Genomic DNA, 17,943 nt, shown 5'->3' on the forward strand with positions numbered 1-17,943 from the left:
GTATTTACCCAATTTATAAATAGCTCATGCACATTCTGATATATTCCTACAACTATCATCCAGAGCCGATTGGCATTGCTCCCCTAATGACTGAATTGGCAGAAGGACTAGTAAAACGAGGTCATGAAGTGCGGGTGATTACCGGAATGCCCAACTATCCTGAGCGCGAAATTTACGATGGATATCGGGGTCAATGGTACGTTACTGAACAGAAAAATGGTGTCAAAATTCAGCGAAGCTACATCAGAATTAAGTCTAAACCTAACCTTTTAGATCGTTTGTTGCTGGAGTTAAGCTTTATTTTCACAAGTTTGCCTCAAGCCTTTAGAGGTGAACGTCCAGATGTGATAATTTTAACAGTACCGCCTTTGCTAGGTATCTTACCAGCAACAATATTTGGTTGGCTATACAACTGCCCAATAGTTCTAAATGTGCAAGATATATTACCAGAAGCTGCTGTGCGTATCGGGCTTCTGAAAAACAAGTGGATGATCCGAACTCTTGCAGCTTTAGAGAAATTTGCCTATCGGACTGCACACACTATTAGTGTTATCGCCGATGGATTTCGTGAGAATTTAGTGAATAAGGGAGTACCTGTTAGTAAAATCGTTTGTATTCCTAATTGGGTGAATGTAAATTTCATCCATCCTTTACCGCAACAGAACAACTCTTGGATATCTAGTCATCAACTGGATGGGAAATTTATAGTTCTTTATTCGGGCAACATTGCTCTAACCCAAGGTTTAGAAACAGTAATAGAAGCAGCAGTTTGCTTACGTCATATTAGAGAAATTGTCTTTGTCATCGTCGGCGAATCAACAGCATTGCAAAGGTTGCAAGAATATTGTCTATTACATGGAGCAGATAATGTTTTGCTGCTACCATTGCAGCCGAGAGAAAAATTACCTGAAATGCTAGCAGCAGCTGATGTCGGGCTGATTGTGCAAAAGCACAATGTAATTTCGTTTAATATGCCTTCAAAAATACCACTACTCTTGGCAAGTGGTCGCCCGATTGTGGGTTCAGTTCCTGCAACTGGAACTGCTGCTAGAGCGATAAAACTCAGTGGTGGTGGGGTAATTGTTGAGCCAGAATCGCCCGATGCAATGGCCGCTGCGGTGCATGATTTATATGCTAATCCTACTCTCTGTACGAAGCTAGGTAACGCGGGAAGACAGTTTGCCGAAGAAAATTATTCGTTGGAGCAAGCACTTGATCGGTATGAGTGGCTCCTTTATCATATTCTTGCTAACCGAAAATCAACTGTGGGTATCTTGCCGAAATTGGATTCTAAAGAATCAGTTGTAGATGCTTGAAGGGCATTGAGTATGACTCGCTCACATATATAGAACCCTGATTAGGATAAATTAAATCACCCGAATGGGTGAGTTAAGAATCATCCGATTGGATGACCTAAGTGTAGGAAGATAAGACCGCTCAAAAATAGGACTCTAGAGAACACTGTATTGATTGCACTTTGTTCTTGGTGAGGATAACTCAATGAAACTTGCAACCTTGATGAATAGAATAGCCCACCGTTGTCATACTCCTACTCAGAAGCAAGCTACGCGCAGCGTATCACAGACAAGCCTATCGTAGGGAAGGCATCACTCCATACATTGCACTGTACATTTTTCTTCCCTAAGATCAGTATTCAATACGACTCAAGAGGGATAAACTCATCTTTAAACTTATACAAACCTAGTTTCCTGTGTGGTTATAATGCAAGCAAGCGCTTGCAAACTCTTATGGAAAACTTTACCAAGCCGCTTGTCTGATTTTATACAAATCTAACAAATCGTTAATCGCTGCGCGAACAGCTAGGTGGTTATGTACTTGGAAAAAAGTCAAGATAAGGGTGCAGTATCTTCAGATATAGATTTAAAAGTATCTGTAGATATTTCCACGGGTGTGTTGTTTCACGGTATTCTGCGTTTTTAGCGATATCCTTACCACACAAGATTACAGTATGAATACTACATCAAAACTTGTTTAAGTTTATTTGTACACGGTATCACGCAGTTTGCCATTGCAGGAGACAGAAGATTGTATTGATTCCCTTGCAACAACATAAACCGTGTTTTCTCTATGACGGAAAGTGATGGTTTTATACTGACCAAAAAAGTTTTATAAATTACACTTTAAAAAAATGATGGGAGTTAGGCAATGTACAAAATAACCATAATGTGATGAAGCATATTTGTTTGTTTTAGGTACTAGACATCGTGAGCGATCGCCCAAATACCCAAATACATATTTGTTATCAACATCAAAAACAAAGGGCTAGAAATCTATTGAAATAATGCTTTTTTAGTCAAGAGTAGATTGCCCAAGTCTAAATCCACAAGACGAGAAACCGAAGATGTCCCATTCTGAGTTCCCTGATTCTCCGCTTCCAGTTGAAATAGAACAACCTGTTGTTACTGATTCTAGTCAAGAGCCACAACCACTGCCAGAGCGATCGCCTAAACCACCACAAAAGCGTCGTTGGCCTCTAATTTTGGGAATTATCCTTTTAATTGGAGGCATTGGTTTTGGTTGGCGCTGGTGGCAAACTAGTAGTGCTAGTAATCCACCAGCAGGTGGGGCAGCTGCTGGTCAACCGATGGCAATTCCAGTCAAGCTAGCGACTGTGCAACCTGAAACTGTGCAAGAAAGTTCGGAGTTTATTGGCTCCTTAGAGGCTCCACGTTCGGTAATTATCAAGCCACAGGTTGAAGGACGAATTACCAATATTTTCATCCAAGAAGGCAACCGTGTTCAGCAGGGGCAAGTTATTATTAGCCTAGAAAGTGATAGTGTCCAAGCGCAATTATCACAAGCAAAAGCTGCACTAGCACAAGCTCAAGCACGTCTTGCTGAACTTGTTGCAGGTACGCGACAAGAAGAAGTTGCCCAAGCTAGAGCGCAGTTAGCCCAAGCCCAAGCTCGCTTTAGAGATGCTCAATCGGGATCGCAACCAGAAGAAATAGCTCAGGCTGAGGCTCAAATTCAGTCAGCTAAATCTGATGTGGAACTAGCACAGTCACGAGCCAAGCGATATGCACAATTGAGAAAAGAGGGTGCAGTTTCCCAAGATACCTTAGAAGGATATGTCAAAGAACAGCAAAGTGCTGAAGCTGCCCTTGTCGTAGCTCAGAAACGCCTAGACCAAGTTCGCAAAAGCAGAAATTCTAGTATCAATGAGCTAGCTGGTGCCTTGGAACAACAGAGACAAAACTTAAGGCAACTAGAAAATGGTTCCCGTCCAGAAGAAATTGCCCAAGCGCGATCGCAAGTAACGCAAGCAGCTGCCCAAGTCCAAGCTGCCCAAGTCCAACTGAAATACACAAAAGTTCTGGCACCTTTTACTGGCATTGTTGGTGATATTCCCACAAAGGTGGGAGATTTTGTGGAAAGAGCAGACCAACTCACTACACTTACTAGAAACGACTCTTTAGAACTGAATATTTCCGTTCCCCTAGAAGAAGCTAAAAAATTGCGCTTAGGATTACCAGTACAAATGCTAAACGCTCAAGGCGAACCCGCAGCAAGGGGTAAGATAAGCTTCATTTCTCCAGATGCTAGTTCAGATTCGCAGACAATTTTGGTGAAAGCCAACTTTGGTAATTCTAGAAGTCAACTGGTAAATCGCCAGTCAGTGCAAACCAAAGTGATCTGGAACCAACGTCCAGGAATTTTAATTCCAGTTACAGCAGTATCTCGCCTAGGTGGGGAGACTTTTGTATTTGTAGCTGAAGCGCCAACAGAAAAGAAAGCTGAAGCACCAGCAGAAAAAAAAGCTGAAGCACCAGCAGAAAAGAACGCTGGAGCGCCCTCTTTAGTTGCTCAACAAAAACCTGTGAAATTGGGAGCTATTGAGGGGAATAATTATCAAGTTATCGAAGGACTAAAAGCTGGAGACAAAATTGTTGTTTCCGGTATTCTCAACCTAACTAATGGCGCTCCCATCACTCCCGCACCGCAAGAAGTGGGTAGTCGGAAGCCTTAGCTGAAGGGAAGAGGCAGGGGGCAGGGGAGACAAGGGGACAAGGGGACAAGGTGATTTGAGTGAGAACCTTTCAACAAGTCTTTCGCAATTCCCAATTCCCAATGCCCAATGCCCAATGCCCAATTCCCAATGCCCAATGCCCAATTTCCAATTTTTAAACTATGTTTGTTGACTTCTTTATTAAGCGACCAATCTTTGCGTCGGTATGTGCGATCATCATCCTTTTAATAGGGTTAATTAGTATTCCCTCACTACCGATCGCTAGGTTCCCAGAAATTAGTCCCACGCAAATCAGTGTAACTTCCAACTATAGCGGAGCTAGTGCAGAAGTCGTAGAAAGCGGAGTGACAAATATCTTAGAAAGGCAAATCAACGGGATTGAGGGATTAAGATATCTGACTTCCAGCAGCAGTAACGATGGTACTAGTACCATTACAGCCACCTTTGATTCATCACGGGATAAAGATATTGCGGCTGTGGATGTGCAAAATCGTGTTTCTGTTGCCCAACCACAACTACCAGATTCTGTGCAGCGCACGGGAGTGCGAGTATCTAAAGAATCTAGCAACATTCTCTTAGCAATTGGTTTATTCGCTGAAAATAAAGAGTACGACAATATATTCTTAAGCAACTATGCCGACCTTTACATAGCAGATGCTTTAAAAAGAGTCAAAGGCGTGAGCAACGTTCAAATTTTTGGTGAACGCCGCTATGCAATGCGTTTGTGGTTAGATCCTAGTCGCCTTGCCAGTCGGGGACTAACGACTCAGGATGTAGCGAATGCTTTATCCGAACAAAACTTGCAAGTTGGTGCAGGAAGAATTGGGCAAGAACCGGCTCCTGAAGGACAAAGATATCAACTTGACGTGCGTGCTGCTAGCCGATTAGCAGAACCATCAGAATTTGAAGAAATTGTCCTCAAAACTGAAGAGGATGGCACATTAGTCAAGCTCAAAGATGTCGGTAAAGCCGAACTGGGTGCAGAAAATTACAACACATTTTTGCGGTTCCGGGGCAATGATGCTGTAGGTTTAGGGATTTATCAGGTTCCTGGCAGTAATGCCTTGGATGTAGCGAAAGGAGTCAAAGATGAAATGGCGCGATTGGCTCCGAGTTTTCCACCAGGCATGAAATATCAGGTAGCTTTTGACACAACATCGTTTGTAGAAGAGTCGATGTCAGAAGTCATCAAGACTCTGATTGAAGCGGTAGTGCTGGTTGTGATTGTAATTTTTGTGTTCTTGCAGGATTGGCGAACCACTTTAATTCCAGCACTGACTATTCCTCTAGCACTAATTGGAACGTTTGCCTTTGTCAAAATTTTTAACTTTTCTATCAATAGTTTGACTTTATTTGGTCTGACTTTAGCATCGGGGATGGTGGTAGACGATGCGATCGTTGTGGTGGAGCAAATTAGCCGTTTTATTCAGGATAAAGGCGTAAGTCCTCGTCGAGCCGCAAGTGAATCAATGAGGGAACTGTTTGGCGCGGTTATTGCCACTTCACTAGTATTGATGGCGGTGTTTGTGCCAGTGGCGTTTTTTCCGGGAACTACAGGCGCACTTTATCGGCAATTTGCGCTGACGATCGCCTTTTCTATTGCGATTTCGACATTTCTAGCTTTGACTCTAACACCTTCTTTGTGTGGGGTGCTGCTACGTCAAGAACAACAAGTACCAAGGTGGATTGGCTGGTTTTTTGACCTGATTAATCGGTTCCTGGAATGGGTAAGGTCAAGTTATGAGCGATCGCTTACCTGGATGGTACGATTCAAAAGCATCGTCATTGGACTGTTTATCGTTTCTTTGGGAATGACTGCTTGGCTGTACACCACAGTACCGACAGCCTTTCTACCCGATGAAGACGAAGGCTATTTCATCACCATCATCCAAGGGCCTCAAGGTGTTTCGCTGCAATATACCAGCGATGTCATGGCACAAGTAGAAAAAGAAATTCTGCCACTTCCAGAAGTGCTAGGTACTTTCGCCGTGGGAGGATTTGGTTTTAGTGGCAGCACCGCCAATAGCGGCATTATATTTACCACTTTAAAACCTTGGGATGAGCGTTCAAGACCCGATCAATCAGTACAGGCGATTATTGGTAAATTGCAAGGGAAGTTATTGTCAATCCCAGAAGCCAGGGTTTTTCCTGTGAACCCGCCACCAATTCAGGGTTTAGGTAACTTTGGCGGCTTCGTCTTTCAACTGCAAGACCGCAGAGGTAACAGTGGTTTAGAAAATCTAGTCCAGTCAATGGGTAAGTTGCTCGGTCAAGCTAATCAAACACCAGGATTACAAGCTGTATTTAGCACCTTTGCCGCAGATACACCACAATTGCTTGTGGAAGTAGACCGCAATAAAGCCAAATCATTGCAAGTTTCTATAGATGATGTCTTCAGTACTTTACAAACTGCTTTGGGATCGCAATATGTAAATGATTTCAATCTCCAGCAGCGTAATTATCGGGTGTATATCCAGGCAGATCAACAGTTTCGTTCCAATCCAAAAGATATTGGTAAACTATATGTTCGTTCTCAAAGGAATCAAATGATTCCTTTAAGTAACTTAGTCACAGTTACTTCGACGGTGGGAGCGCAAACTATCAATCACTATAATCTGTTCCGCTCAATTGAAATTAATGGTTCCGCCGCTCCTGGCTCTAGTTCAGGAGACGCAATTAAAGCAATGGAAAAAGTTGCTAAAGAAGTTTTACCAGCCGGCTATGGTTACGAATGGTCAGGAACGGCATTAGAAGAAATAGATTCTGGTGGTTTAGCACCGCTAATCTTTGGATTAGGAATAATCTTTGTATTCTTAGTACTAGCTGCTCAATATGAGAACTATGTTGACCCCTTTATCATTCTGTTATCAGTTCCTTTAGCTATCTTTGGAGCGCTTATAGCTCAATCAATGCGGGGTTTTTCGAATGATGTTTACTGCCAAATTGGTCTAGTAATGTTGATCGGTTTAGCTAGTAAAAACGCAATTTTGATTGTGGAATTTGCTAACCAATTACGAGAACAAGGGCTTTCGATTACCAAAGCAGTAATTGAGGCTTCGCAAGAGCGGTTACGTCCAATTTTGATGACTGCTTTTTCTACACTATTGGGGATTTTTCCGTTAGCTGTTGCCACAGGTGCCGGTGCGGGTAGTCGTCAATCTTTAGGAACAGCAGTTTTTGGAGGGATGTTAATTGCGACTTTCTTGAGTTTGTTTGTAGTACCGATTTTGTATATCGTCATAAAGACGACAACAGAGCGCTTTATCAAAACAAATCAACATCAAGAACTGCAAACAGATGCAGTTTCATTGGATGGTAAAAGTGCTGTATATTCAGCAAAGGGCGAGAATTAATTCGTAATTCCTAATTTGTAATTAATTTTTCCCTGTTCCCTGTCTCCTATAAACATCGTAGTATGAGGAGATGGGGAAGACTAATTTTAAGGGGGAATGCATGAAAATCGCTATTGGCAGTGATGAACGCACCAACCTAACTGATCGCATACTGGAAGAACTTAAGCAGCGCGGGCATGAAGTTATAGTCTTTGGTTCCTTAGCTGAGAATGATTTAGAAGTTGATTGGCCCCTCAGCTGTAGTAAAGTTGCTTTGGCAGTAGCAACCCAAAAAGCAGATGAGGGGATTGTCTTTTGTTGGACTGGTACTGGTGCATCTATTGCCGCCAACAAAGTTTTAGGGATACGTGCGGCATTATGCCATGATGCTGAAACTGCACGTGGGGCACGTATTTGGAATCATGCGAATGTCCTAGTATTAAGTTTACGTGCCACTACAGAAGCGATCGCAAAAGAAATATTAGATGCCTGGTTTAGCACGCCCTTTTCTGAAGATGAGTGGAACATCTTGCAAATGGAGCGGATTAGACAGTTAGAGAAAAGTGCTTTATTTCAGCAATCTTAGACCACTGAGGGTCACTAGTACTGTAGAACCTTCATGCCCAATCACGCCAATAGGTAAGTTAATACTTCCTAAAAAGTTGCCCACCAAAAGCAACATAATAAAACTCAACGCTACAAACATATTCTGTTTGACTATGGATTGCGATCGCCTTCCCAAATGCATCGCCACGGCAATTTTTTCTAACTTGTCTGCCATCAGTACTATATCTGCGGTTTCCAATGCCACATCGCTACCAGATATTCCCATCGCTATACCCACAGATGCTTGGGCTAAAGCTGGTGCATCATTAATTCCATCGCCCACCATTGCCACAGTTTGATACTTTTGCTGTAAAAGGCGGATAACATCTAGCTTATCTTCTGGTAGAAGGTGAGCATATACCTGATCGATTCCTACAGCTTTGGCGACACTTTGAGCAGTTTCTTCATTATCTCCAGTTAACATGACAATTTGCTCAATTCCCAGTTGCTTCAAGCGAGAAATGGTTGCGCCTGCTTGCGATCTTACTTCATCTGCGATCGCAATTACACCCATTACTTCTGCTATATTTCCCTGTGCTACCCAAACCACAGTTTTACCTTCTTGCTCCAAAGATTGAGCCATTTCTCGCAATTCTTCAGGTAAATTTGTGACATACTTTTGCACAAAAACAGCATTGCCTACAATTATCTGTTGTTCTTGAGCAATTCCCACAATTCCCTGTCCAGGTATGGCTTGCACTTGGATTGCACCAACCAAATCCAAATCACTAGCCGCTTGCACAATTGCCTTACCGATGGGATGTTCTGAATAGGATTCCACACTAGCGGCGGCTTTTAATACATCTTGTTGGGTGTATTTATTTATTGCAATTACTTGGAATACCTGCACTTGTCCTGTTGTCAGAGTACCAGTTTTATCAAATGCGATCGCACGGACTTTGCCAATCTTCTCCAACTGCGCCCCATTCTTAAACAAAATCCCCTGTCTTGCACCATTAGCTATTCCTGAAAGCAGGGTGGGCATAATTGCAGCCATCAACGCACAGGGAGAAGCCACCACAAGGAAAGTTAAGGCGCGATAAATTGTTGTTTCCCAATCCCAACCCCAAAGAAATGGCGGTAAAGTTGCCAGTAATATCCCGGCTACTACAATGACTTTGGCATATCCTTTTTCAAAGCGATCGATAAACTCTTGCGAAGGTGGTGCTTCTGTTTGCGCTTGTTCTACCAAGCGAATCACGCGCTGAATTAAACTGCTTTGGGCTGGTTTGTGTACCTTAATCTGCAATGCACCATAGCCGTTAAGTGTGCCGGCAAAAACTTCTGCGCCCACCGTCTTCTCTACAGGTAAAGACTCACCTGTAATTGCAGCTTGATTCAGGGTGCTGTAACCAGATAAAATTATCCCATCAGTAGGAATTAGCTCTCCGGGTTTTACAACAATCTCATCACCTACTTTTAACTGACTAATAGGAATTTCCTCTTCCCTTCCCTGAAGCAAAACTCTTGCTGTATCTGGTGTCAGGCTCATCAAACTTCTGATACTGCGCTCAGTTCTCTGCATCGCATAGCCTTCTAATGCGCCACTGATAGCAAAGATCAGAATCAAAATTGCCCCATCAATAATTAGATGATATTCTCTTCGCCATAAGCCGAGACTTGCAGCACCAATGGCGGCGACAATCATCAGCAAATCTACATCAAGTTCTTTTTCTTTGAAAAGGGTAGTCAATCCTTCCCGCGCACTTTCGTAACCACCAATTACATAAGCGGCAGGTAGTAACAGGAACGCCAATCCCAACCAACCGAGATGCAAGGCGAACCATCCGAAAAATAATAGCAACCCACACAAAAGTGCTGCTAAGGTATCTGCGTGTTCTCTGGTGAATTGGTTAAAACGTTGGGGGTAGAGCATGAAAGGTAAATTTATAGTGACTCTCTTACGCTAAACCTTGACATTAATGTTAATGTCAATGTTTATAATGATTTTGAAACGCAAAGGGGAGGCAGCGCGTTGCGGGGGTTCCCCCCGTTGTAGCGACTGCCGTCGCGCTGAGGGAAGCGCAGAAGTACGCAGAGTTAAATCTTTATCTGTGTTCTTGAAGCATTTTTCAAAAGCGGGATGTGGGTAAATCGGACGATTTAACTGTTAGCTTTAAAATTGCACTAGTAGGAAAAAATCTATGTTAAAGCGAATATATATTGATAACTTTCGCGGGTTGGTAAATTTCGAGATGAATTTTGACTCGATTAACCTGTTTCTTGGTGGTAATGGAACAGGTAAATCAACTGTTTTTGAAGCCTTACGGAAAATTCAAACCTTTGTAAGTGGTCGTAAAAACCTAGAAGAAATTTTTGAATATACTGACTGTACTCGCTGGCAGACTTTACAAATTCAGCGTTTTGAGTTAGAAATTACTGGTAATAATGGTCATTACAGATATGAATTGGCTATTAGACATAATCAAAATAAAAATCATATTGAATATGAACGTCTCTGGTTTAATAACCAAATATTGCTAAAATTAGAGGAAAATGTATTTCAATTTTTTCGAGAAGATACTTCTGAATTAGGAAACATTCCCTTCCCTTCCTCTATTTCAGACTTTATTTCTCTAGTATCGTTGTTTTCTGTCAATACTAATAGTACGAAGCTAGCTTGGTTTGCAAAAAGAATGCAGCGATTCATTATTGTACAAATTATTCCTAGTCTTATGGCTAATGGCAGCGAAAAGGAAGAAATAAGTCTAGATTTTAGAATGGAAAATTTTGTTTCTTGGTATCGGTATATTTCAGAAGATCAAGGTAAAATTTCTGAACTTATGAAAATTCTACAAGATGTTTTAGAGGGTTTTGTAAGTTTTAAATTTGAACAGTTTAGTGAAAGATATCGAACTTTAAAATTGCGATTTACAACAGGTGAAGATAAAAAAAATATTATTGATTATCGTTTTAGCGAATTATCTGATGGACAAAAAGTGCTAATTGCTCTTTATACCCTTGTTTATTGTACTCAGTCTGAAGATTACACGCTATGTATTGATGAACCAGAGAATTTTTTAGCCCTGCCAGAAATTCAGCCTTGGCTGGTTCAGCTTTATGACTTTTGTAGTGAGCAAAAAATCCAGGCTTTGCTAATTTCTCATCATCCTGAATTAATTAATTATCTTTTAGCATCGCCCATAGGTTATTGGTTTGAGCGTCAGAGTAATGCTCCTGTGCGAGTGAAAAAAATTAGTAATGAAGTTGCTGAAAATACTGGATTACCCATTTCAGAACTGATTGCGCGGGGTTGGCTTTATGAATCGGCGTAGAGTACAGATTGTAATTCTGTGTGAGGATAAGCAACAAGAAGTTTTTGCTCGGCATTTTCTGAAAAAACGAGGTTTTATTTTAGATAGAAATCTCAGAATTGAAATTTGCCCAAAAGGTGCAGGAGAGCAGTTTGTCAGAAAACGTTATCCCGCAGAGGTGAAAGCATACAGCACTTCTGGCAGCTATGAGGTACATCATCCTTAAAGCTAAAAGCTATGGTAGAAGAGGGGCAAGAAGAAAAACTGTATTGCATAATAGCGGGAAGCGCTGTATCGGAGCAAAAACTATATTTCAGGAATGCTTGTGGTTTTGATTGATGCAGATAAGAAAACGGTAGAGGAAAGGCTGAAGAAATTAGATGATGCACTGATAGAAGATTTACAGCAGATTCGCCAGGCTAAAGAAGCGATCGCAATATTTATCCCTAAAAGAAATATTGAAACTTGGATACATTATTTACAAGGTGAAACTGTTGATGAAGAAACAGAATATTCAAAATTTAACAATGAGTCAGTTTGCAAGCCGTATGTAGAAAACTTGGTAAATCAGTGCTATCACGGTTTAGATGAAAATGCACCGCCATCTCTTCAGGCGGCTTGTGAAGAGTTACAAAGAATTTTGCCGTTGTTGGAGTAAATCATGAACGCTGGTTGCTTAACTATTAAAGAACTCACAGATGCAGTTGGCGGTGGTTTAACTCCGCGAATGGTGCGTCATTACCATCAATTGGGACTGTTACCGCAACCAGTGCGATCGCGCAGCAATTACCGTCTCTACACCAAAAAAGATGTTCTCCGCTTACAACGGATTGTTGCACTCAAGCAGCAAGGGTTTCAGCTAAACCATATCCGCAATATTTTGGAGGTGGAACCAGAAGCCGACACAACTGTTAACCTGATGGGACAACTCCAGCAGCAATATCGGGCGGTGATGCAACAAATTTCTCAATTGCGACAAACTGCATCAGCATTAGAAGGATTATTGGGGCGCGATCGCCATTGTCAAATTATCCAGGCGGAAGTTCTGGCACAACTCAAGTTACTTGATGTCGAAACCCAAGCTGGATTGGGGGGATTGGAAAATCTCTGGAGTGGTTTGGATGCAGAAATTCATACCCACTCGGAAGCTTTTTCAGAATCGCTACAACGCTTACTACCAGATTTATCTCAGCGTTCGGAAATTGAACAACACTTAATTTCTCAGTTGGTTTTGGCTTGTGGCGATGTCAGTTTAGTATCCTTTGTAAAATTAAGCCGAGATGCGATCGCAGCTAGTCGAAAAGCCTTATCTTCAAGCTGTCAAATTGTTGTCGATACCCAAACCGTTGCTGCTGCTTTAGATCAAACCCGATTACTTCACTTGGGATGCAGCACTGAAACCTTAATTGATAATCCCCACATTACCACCGCCACAGAAGCAGAAGCAGCTTTTTGGCAACATCGAGAATGGCGATCAAAATTGCTGCAAGTAAATCCAGGTTGCGTGCTGGTAGTTGGTTATGCTCCCTCAGTCCTTGTAGAAGTTTGTGACGCGATTAGCAATCAAAAAATTCAGCCAGCATTAGTAATTGGAATGCCCATTGGCTTTAGTCATGCTCCCGCAGCCAAACGGCAACTGATGCAACAAGGGATACCTTTTATTACAGTTGCAGGAACTTTGGGAGGTGGCGCTTTAGCTGCAACGGCTTTAAATGCTTTGGTGGAGTCACTAATTGATAAGCCCGATTGTCATTGTTATCTCAAAAATATAGTAGATTCCTCTGAATGCTGAACAATAAGTACTCAATTAACACAATAAAATACTCAGTATTCAGCATGACTGAAAATAATATTGTTAAATAATATTGAATTTGCTACACTTTACCAGTTTTAGTAATTCAATAATTCATAATTGTGGCCATAAGCTACCAACTTGGTATAAGTTGCAATATAAATTAGAACATTTTATAGTAAACAGACTCTGGCAATTAGAGTATAAATTATCATGCTATACAATCTCAGTCCAAGTATAAATCAATATAAGTGCGCTGAAGGAACTTAGAACTAAAGAGAACTCAGATGTATAATTAGCGCGTCTCCTCCATAATCTTTAACAAGATTGTGGGTTAAGACTGGTAGGCTTTCTATTTTTTACTTTAATTAAGGGGCTTATGTGGCAACAAGAAAAAAAAGATACTTCGATAATCAGGCTGATACTATGGGTTGCTTTAGCTACAACTCCTATGGCAGCAGGTTTGCTGGTATCAGAACCTATACTGGCGCAATCTAAAACTGAGTCTCCTTCTTTTACACTGCCGCAAACAGTGCAGAATGGAACGACAATTCGGATTGATGGTTCAAATAGTTTGGGTGCAATCAACCAAAGTCTGAAAGATAATTTTGAAAAACAGTTTTCGGGTACTAAGGTTGAAGTTGCCGCTAATGGCACTGATACAGCACTGAAAGATTTGTTAGATGGCAAAATTGACATCGTAGCAATGGGGCGTGGTTTGACACCAGAAGAAAAAGCTCAGGGACTAGAGCAAGTCCGCTTGCGCCGTGAGAAGATTGCGATCGTAGTCAGCGCAGATAATCCTTTCAAAGGAAGCTTGACTAGTAGGCAATTTGCTCGGATTTTCCGGGGACAAATTACAAATTGGTCACAATTAGGAGCGCCTCCAGGGAAAATTCGGTTAATCGACCACCCGAACACAAGTGAGACTCGCAATACTTTTCGCACTTATCCAGCCTTCAAGACTGCTGAATTTGCTACAGGGTCTAGTGCTACCCAACTAACTGAGGATAATACCGCAGAAATCATTAAACAACTGGGTAAAGATGGCATCAGCTATGTGTTAGCTAATCAGGTGTCGAAGCTGCAAAATGTGCGAGTTCTGCAATTACATCAAGCCTTGCCAGATGATGCAAAATATCCCTTCTCGCAACCTTTAGTTTACGTTTACAAAAAAAATCCCAGCTTAAGCGTAGTAGATTTTCTTGGCTTTACCCTTGCACCCGCAGGACAGCAGGCTATAGAACAAGCAAGAACGGCTGAAGCAACTGCGATCGCAACCAACGTATCACAACCTATTGTCACGCCTTCTCCCAGTGCCCAGACAACACCTGCTGCGACAGCTTCCCCTAGTGCTACTGCTTCTGCATTTGCCGAACAGCCTTTTGTCGCTCCTGCCACTACTACACAAAAAAGCCCAATTGTAAACAAAGAAGTACCGTTTTGGGTACTGTTACCTTTGTTTCTTGTTAGTGTAATTGCAGCGTTGGCCTGGTGGACTCTCGGAAAAAAACCATCATCCGATGAGAAAACAGACAACTTACCAGAATCAAATCCTCATCCACCCGATCCAGAAGATGGAGAAACAGCAGTACTTAATGCCAGCACAGCTGCCTCCATTAACGGAGCTACGCTTGAAGAACAGCCAGTTTCACAATTCCAAGAGCAAGAAACCCCCGATCGCACTCCTTTCAATATCTATGCTCAAACCCAATCTGAACTGGCTGAAAATGGTACTCACGGAACATCCAATTTAGTCCAAGAGGCAACTAATGGCACTTCTAACCTCTATGAAGGCACAACCTCTACTCTAACTAATGGAGCGGGAGCCGCAGCTTTAACTGGTGGTGCGGCTTTAGCAACGGGCATCGGGACAGCTACCTGGTCTGCCTTTAACAACAAAGAAACAGAAACAAACGCCATTGATGAGACGATCGAGCTAAATAATTATACTGAGACAAATCCACCCGATTCTGATGAGGTTGCATGGGATATAGAAGCCCCAGCAGCTGTAGTAAATACTCCATATCCTCACTTGGGAAATCTTCCCGAAGAAATATCTTCAGATGTAGAACTGCCTTCATCTGAGGTAACAGCCCCACTGTCCGAATTCCCAGATGTGCCAGAAGTAACATCTAGTTTGGAATATTGGGACACAGAAATTTCTGAAGATGAGATAGATGAGGAACTTCAAGCAGAATTGAACTGGCTACAGAGTATCACCTCAACTGAAGATACAGATGAATTCCCCTTATCAGACTCTGACGAAGTGGAACCTTCACCGTTACCACCATCTCCACTGCTCAATTTGCCAGAATTGCCAGATGTAGATGTATTCAATGTGGTAGCAGATGCAGCCGAACCTCCTATCGAGGTGGTAGACGAAGAATCTCAAACAGAGCCAACTGTTAGCGAAGGTGCTGCTGAGAATAATTCCATAGATTTTGCAGACGTTGCGGCTTTAGCAGCAGGCGCAGGGATTGGAGCCTGGGCGATAAATCTGGGATCGGATACCCCAGGAGAAACTGATACTACGGTTGACAATGTGCCAATTGCAGCCGAAACAGCTATTGGTTTGGTAGATGCAGATGAAGAAAGCAGTATTGTGCTAACACCATATACTTCGACATCAGCTAATGTCTCTTGGAAAATTTCTGAAACCAAGAAAGCAGAACTGTGGCAACAAGGCGGCTCTCAATTGGTAGTGCGACTGTATGATGTGACTGGCATTGACTTGAGTTATCAAACTCCCCAGCTTTTACAGCAGTATGAATGTACAGAGACAGCACACGATCGCTTAGTAGAGGTTCCCGCCAGCGATCGCGACTACATAGCTGAAATTGGTTATATCGCTTATGGCGAGTACTGGTTATTGATCGCCCGTTCCGCAATTCTTCGTGTCTTCAGTCCTGTGAATCCAGATCCGATTGTTGAGGATGTGGCGATTGCGGATGAAACAGATATTCACTTGGGAGATGTTGAAGAAGAGAGTAGTATTGTGCTTACACCACATACTTCCACATCGGCTCATGTCTCTTGGGAAGTCTCCGAAACCAAGAAAGTAGCACTGCGTCAACAGGGCGGCTCTCAATTTATAGTGCGGATTTATGATGTGACTGGGATTGACTTGAGCCATCAAAGTCCTCAGCTTGTCAAGCAGTATGAATCTGAAGAGACAGTAAACGACGGGCTGGCGGATGTTCCCGCCAGCGATCGCGATTATATAGCTGAAATTGGTTATCTCGCTGATGGCGAACGCTGGTTATTCATCGCCCGTTCAGCAGTTGTTCATTTCTCCAGTCCTGTGCATCCAGATCCCGTCGTTGAGAATGTGGCGATTGCGGATAAAACAGATATTCACTTAGTAAATGTTGAAGAAGAGAGCAGTCTTGTCCTTACACCTCGCACTTCCCAATGGGCTGATGTCTCTTGGGAGATATCCGAAACCAAGAAAGCAGAACTGCAACAACAAGGCGGCTCTAAATTGGTAGTGCGGTTGTATGATGCAACTGGGATTGACTTGAGTTATCAACATCCTCAGTTTGTCCAGCAGTATGAATGTGACGAGACTGCAAACGATCGTTTTGTGGAAATTCCCATCAGCGATCGCGATTACATAGCTGAAATTGGCTATGTCGCTGATGGCGATTGCTGGTTATTTATTGCCCGTTCTGCGATCGCTCGTGTTTTCAGTCCTGTTCCTACAGATTCCACCGTTGAAAATGGAACGTTACCAAGCGAAACAGCTATTACCTTGGTAGACGTAGAAGAAAATCGTGTTTTCAGTCCTGTTTCTACAGATTCCACCGTTGAAAATGGAGCCTTACCAAGCGAAACAGCTATTAACTTGGTAGACGTAGAAGAAAAAAGCAGTGAACAAGAAAGCAACATACTGCTCACACCCCGTACTCCCAAATGGGCTTATGTCTCTTGGCACATTTCCCAGACTCAGAACAAAGCGCTGCAACAACAGGGCGGTTCTCAATTGGTAGTGCGGCTTTACGATGTAACTGGGATTGACTTGAGTTATCAAAGTCCCCAGCTTATACAGCAGTATGAATGTGAAGAAGTAGCCCGCGATCGCTTCGTGGCGATTCCCGTCAGCGATCGCGACTATATGGTTGAAATTGGTTATATAGCTGATAGCAATCGTTGGTTACTCATCGCCCGTTCACCTAATGTTCGCGTTTTCAGTCGTTCCCACGAAAATTTTTGGTTTGTAGCAGATGCTGAGTTAATTATTCACGGAGCAACCCAACCAAATACAAGCGTAAACATTGCTGGACATCCCATCAAAATCAAACCCGATGGTACTTTCCACCTGCGTCTTCCCTTTTCAGATGGTTTAATGGACTATCTCATAACAGTAGCGGCTGATGGAGAATCCACCAAAACCATCCATAAAAAGTTCTCTCAGGAAACTTCAGAGAACTAGTAATTTCCTGAATTACTCCCTTTTAACCCTATTCTCCCTTTTTAGGGAGAAATAGGGAGAGGGTTAATTTGCTAAAAGCTTTGAATGATGTAGTCCATCCCTCTGGCTTTTGCTTGCGGAAAACACCAAAATGATTAAGCAAACTGGGGTTTGAATAAGTCAAAGGTTATTTTTAGAAAACATTTCAGTATTTTGAGAAAGCAATTTTAGGTATTTGGATAAAGTAATCAGCAAATATACATTAGGGCGATAAATGATTACTTGTTTATCTTGGGGATTAATTAACCAACCAAGGAGTAAATAGCGTTATTTTCTCATAACTATAATAGGTTAGAGCCGGCCCAATACTGTTCGGTTAAGGGAAGAGACGCGATGAATCACCGTCAAGACAAAAGACTGCTTATTGTAGAGACGGCGATTTATCGCGTCTTTGTATCGCATTTTTACAATCTAGAATTTCCATCAAAAAACATTAACCGAACCATATTGAGAGCCATCCGCACATAATAGCCAGTGGCTTAGTTACCTTTATT

At 42.3% G+C, this 17,943-nt stretch carries 10 protein-coding genes; 9 read left to right on the forward strand and 1 reads right to left on the reverse strand.

The genetic code is table 11. The annotated features are described in order from the left end of the window. Positions 1 to 26: 26 nt before the first annotated feature. From GNF10_RS06270 to GNF10_RS06285, 4 genes are all read left to right on the forward strand, one after another. Positions 27 to 1,316 carry a glycosyltransferase family 4 protein gene (locus tag GNF10_RS06270; protein ID WP_185584354.1) on the forward strand — a complete coding sequence of 430 codons (1,290 nt, stop codon included), beginning with the start codon at positions 27 to 29 and terminating at the stop codon, positions 1,314 to 1,316. A 1,046-nt stretch (positions 1,317 to 2,362) separates the two neighbouring features. Beyond that, positions 2,363 to 3,991 (forward strand): efflux RND transporter periplasmic adaptor subunit, encoded by a 1,629-nt coding sequence (locus tag GNF10_RS06275; protein ID WP_185584356.1) that lies wholly within the window; start codon positions 2,363 to 2,365, stop codon positions 3,989 to 3,991. Between the two features lie 161 nt (positions 3,992 to 4,152). Then, complete coding sequence (locus GNF10_RS06280; RefSeq protein WP_185584358.1) at positions 4,153 to 7,344, forward strand: efflux RND transporter permease subunit; 3,192 nt, start codon at positions 4,153 to 4,155, stop codon at positions 7,342 to 7,344. Between the two features lie 100 nt (positions 7,345 to 7,444). Further along, positions 7,445 to 7,909: an RpiB/LacA/LacB family sugar-phosphate isomerase gene (locus GNF10_RS06285; protein WP_012410362.1), complete on the forward strand. Its 465-nt coding sequence runs from the start codon at positions 7,445 to 7,447 to the stop codon at positions 7,907 to 7,909. Here GNF10_RS06285 and GNF10_RS06290 read toward each other — a convergent pair. After that, complete coding sequence (locus tag GNF10_RS06290) at positions 7,892 to 9,805, reverse strand: heavy metal translocating P-type ATPase (RefSeq protein WP_185584360.1); 1,914 nt, start codon at positions 9,803 to 9,805, stop codon at positions 7,892 to 7,894. The two genes, GNF10_RS06285 and GNF10_RS06290, sit on opposite strands and share 18 nt — an antisense overlap. Positions 9,806 to 10,073: 268 nt before the next feature. Between GNF10_RS06290 and GNF10_RS06295 the strand changes: the two genes are divergently transcribed. The 5 genes from GNF10_RS06295 to GNF10_RS38380 all read left to right on the forward strand — a co-directional run bounded on the left by GNF10_RS06295 (position 10,074) and on the right by GNF10_RS38380 (position 17,410). Further along, the gene (locus GNF10_RS06295; protein WP_185584363.1) at positions 10,074 to 11,204 is read left to right on the forward strand and encodes an AAA family ATPase; all 1,131 of its coding nucleotides are present in this window, start codon (positions 10,074 to 10,076) and stop codon (positions 11,202 to 11,204) included. After that, complete coding sequence (locus GNF10_RS06300) at positions 11,191 to 11,409, forward strand: hypothetical protein (protein ID WP_185584380.1); 219 nt, start codon at positions 11,191 to 11,193, stop codon at positions 11,407 to 11,409. Before GNF10_RS06295 ends, GNF10_RS06300 begins: the two co-directional genes overlap by 14 nt. A 99-nt stretch (positions 11,410 to 11,508) precedes the next feature. Next, entirely contained in the window at positions 11,509 to 11,841 is a 333-nt protein-coding gene (locus GNF10_RS06305; protein WP_260446280.1) for a hypothetical protein, read from the forward strand. A 3-nt stretch (positions 11,842 to 11,844) separates the two neighbouring features. Further along, complete coding sequence (locus GNF10_RS06310; protein WP_185580721.1) at positions 11,845 to 12,975, forward strand: precorrin-8X methylmutase; 1,131 nt, start codon at positions 11,845 to 11,847, stop codon at positions 12,973 to 12,975. A 379-nt stretch (positions 12,976 to 13,354) separates the two neighbouring features. Next, the gene (locus GNF10_RS38380; RefSeq protein ID WP_260445871.1) at positions 13,355 to 17,410 is read left to right on the forward strand and encodes a DUF4912 domain-containing protein; all 4,056 of its coding nucleotides are present in this window, start codon (positions 13,355 to 13,357) and stop codon (positions 17,408 to 17,410) included. The last annotated feature ends 533 nt before the right edge of the window (positions 17,411 to 17,943 follow it).

It is taken from the genome of Nostoc sp. UCD121 (assembly GCF_014222285.1).
In the GTDB taxonomy this organism is placed as follows: domain Bacteria; phylum Cyanobacteriota; class Cyanobacteriia; order Cyanobacteriales; family Nostocaceae; genus Nostoc.

Coding starts and splice junctions, on each gene's coding strand:
- GNF10_RS38380 (WP_260445871.1), top strand. CDS start 13,355: ATGTGGCAACAAGAAAAAAAAGATACTTCGATAATCAGGCTGATACTA.
- GNF10_RS06270 (WP_185584354.1), top strand. CDS start 27: ATGCACATTCTGATATATTCCTACAACTATCATCCAGAGCCGATTGGC.
- GNF10_RS06275 (WP_185584356.1), top strand. CDS start 2,363: ATGTCCCATTCTGAGTTCCCTGATTCTCCGCTTCCAGTTGAAATAGAA.
- GNF10_RS06285 (WP_012410362.1), top strand. CDS start 7,445: ATGAAAATCGCTATTGGCAGTGATGAACGCACCAACCTAACTGATCGC.
- GNF10_RS06310 (WP_185580721.1), top strand. CDS start 11,845: ATGAACGCTGGTTGCTTAACTATTAAAGAACTCACAGATGCAGTTGGC.
- GNF10_RS06295 (WP_185584363.1), top strand. CDS start 10,074: ATGTTAAAGCGAATATATATTGATAACTTTCGCGGGTTGGTAAATTTC.
- GNF10_RS06280 (WP_185584358.1), top strand. CDS start 4,153: ATGTTTGTTGACTTCTTTATTAAGCGACCAATCTTTGCGTCGGTATGT.
- GNF10_RS06300 (WP_185584380.1), top strand. CDS start 11,191: ATGAATCGGCGTAGAGTACAGATTGTAATTCTGTGTGAGGATAAGCAA.
- GNF10_RS06290 (WP_185584360.1), bottom strand. CDS start 9,805: ATGCTCTACCCCCAACGTTTTAACCAATTCACCAGAGAACACGCAGAT.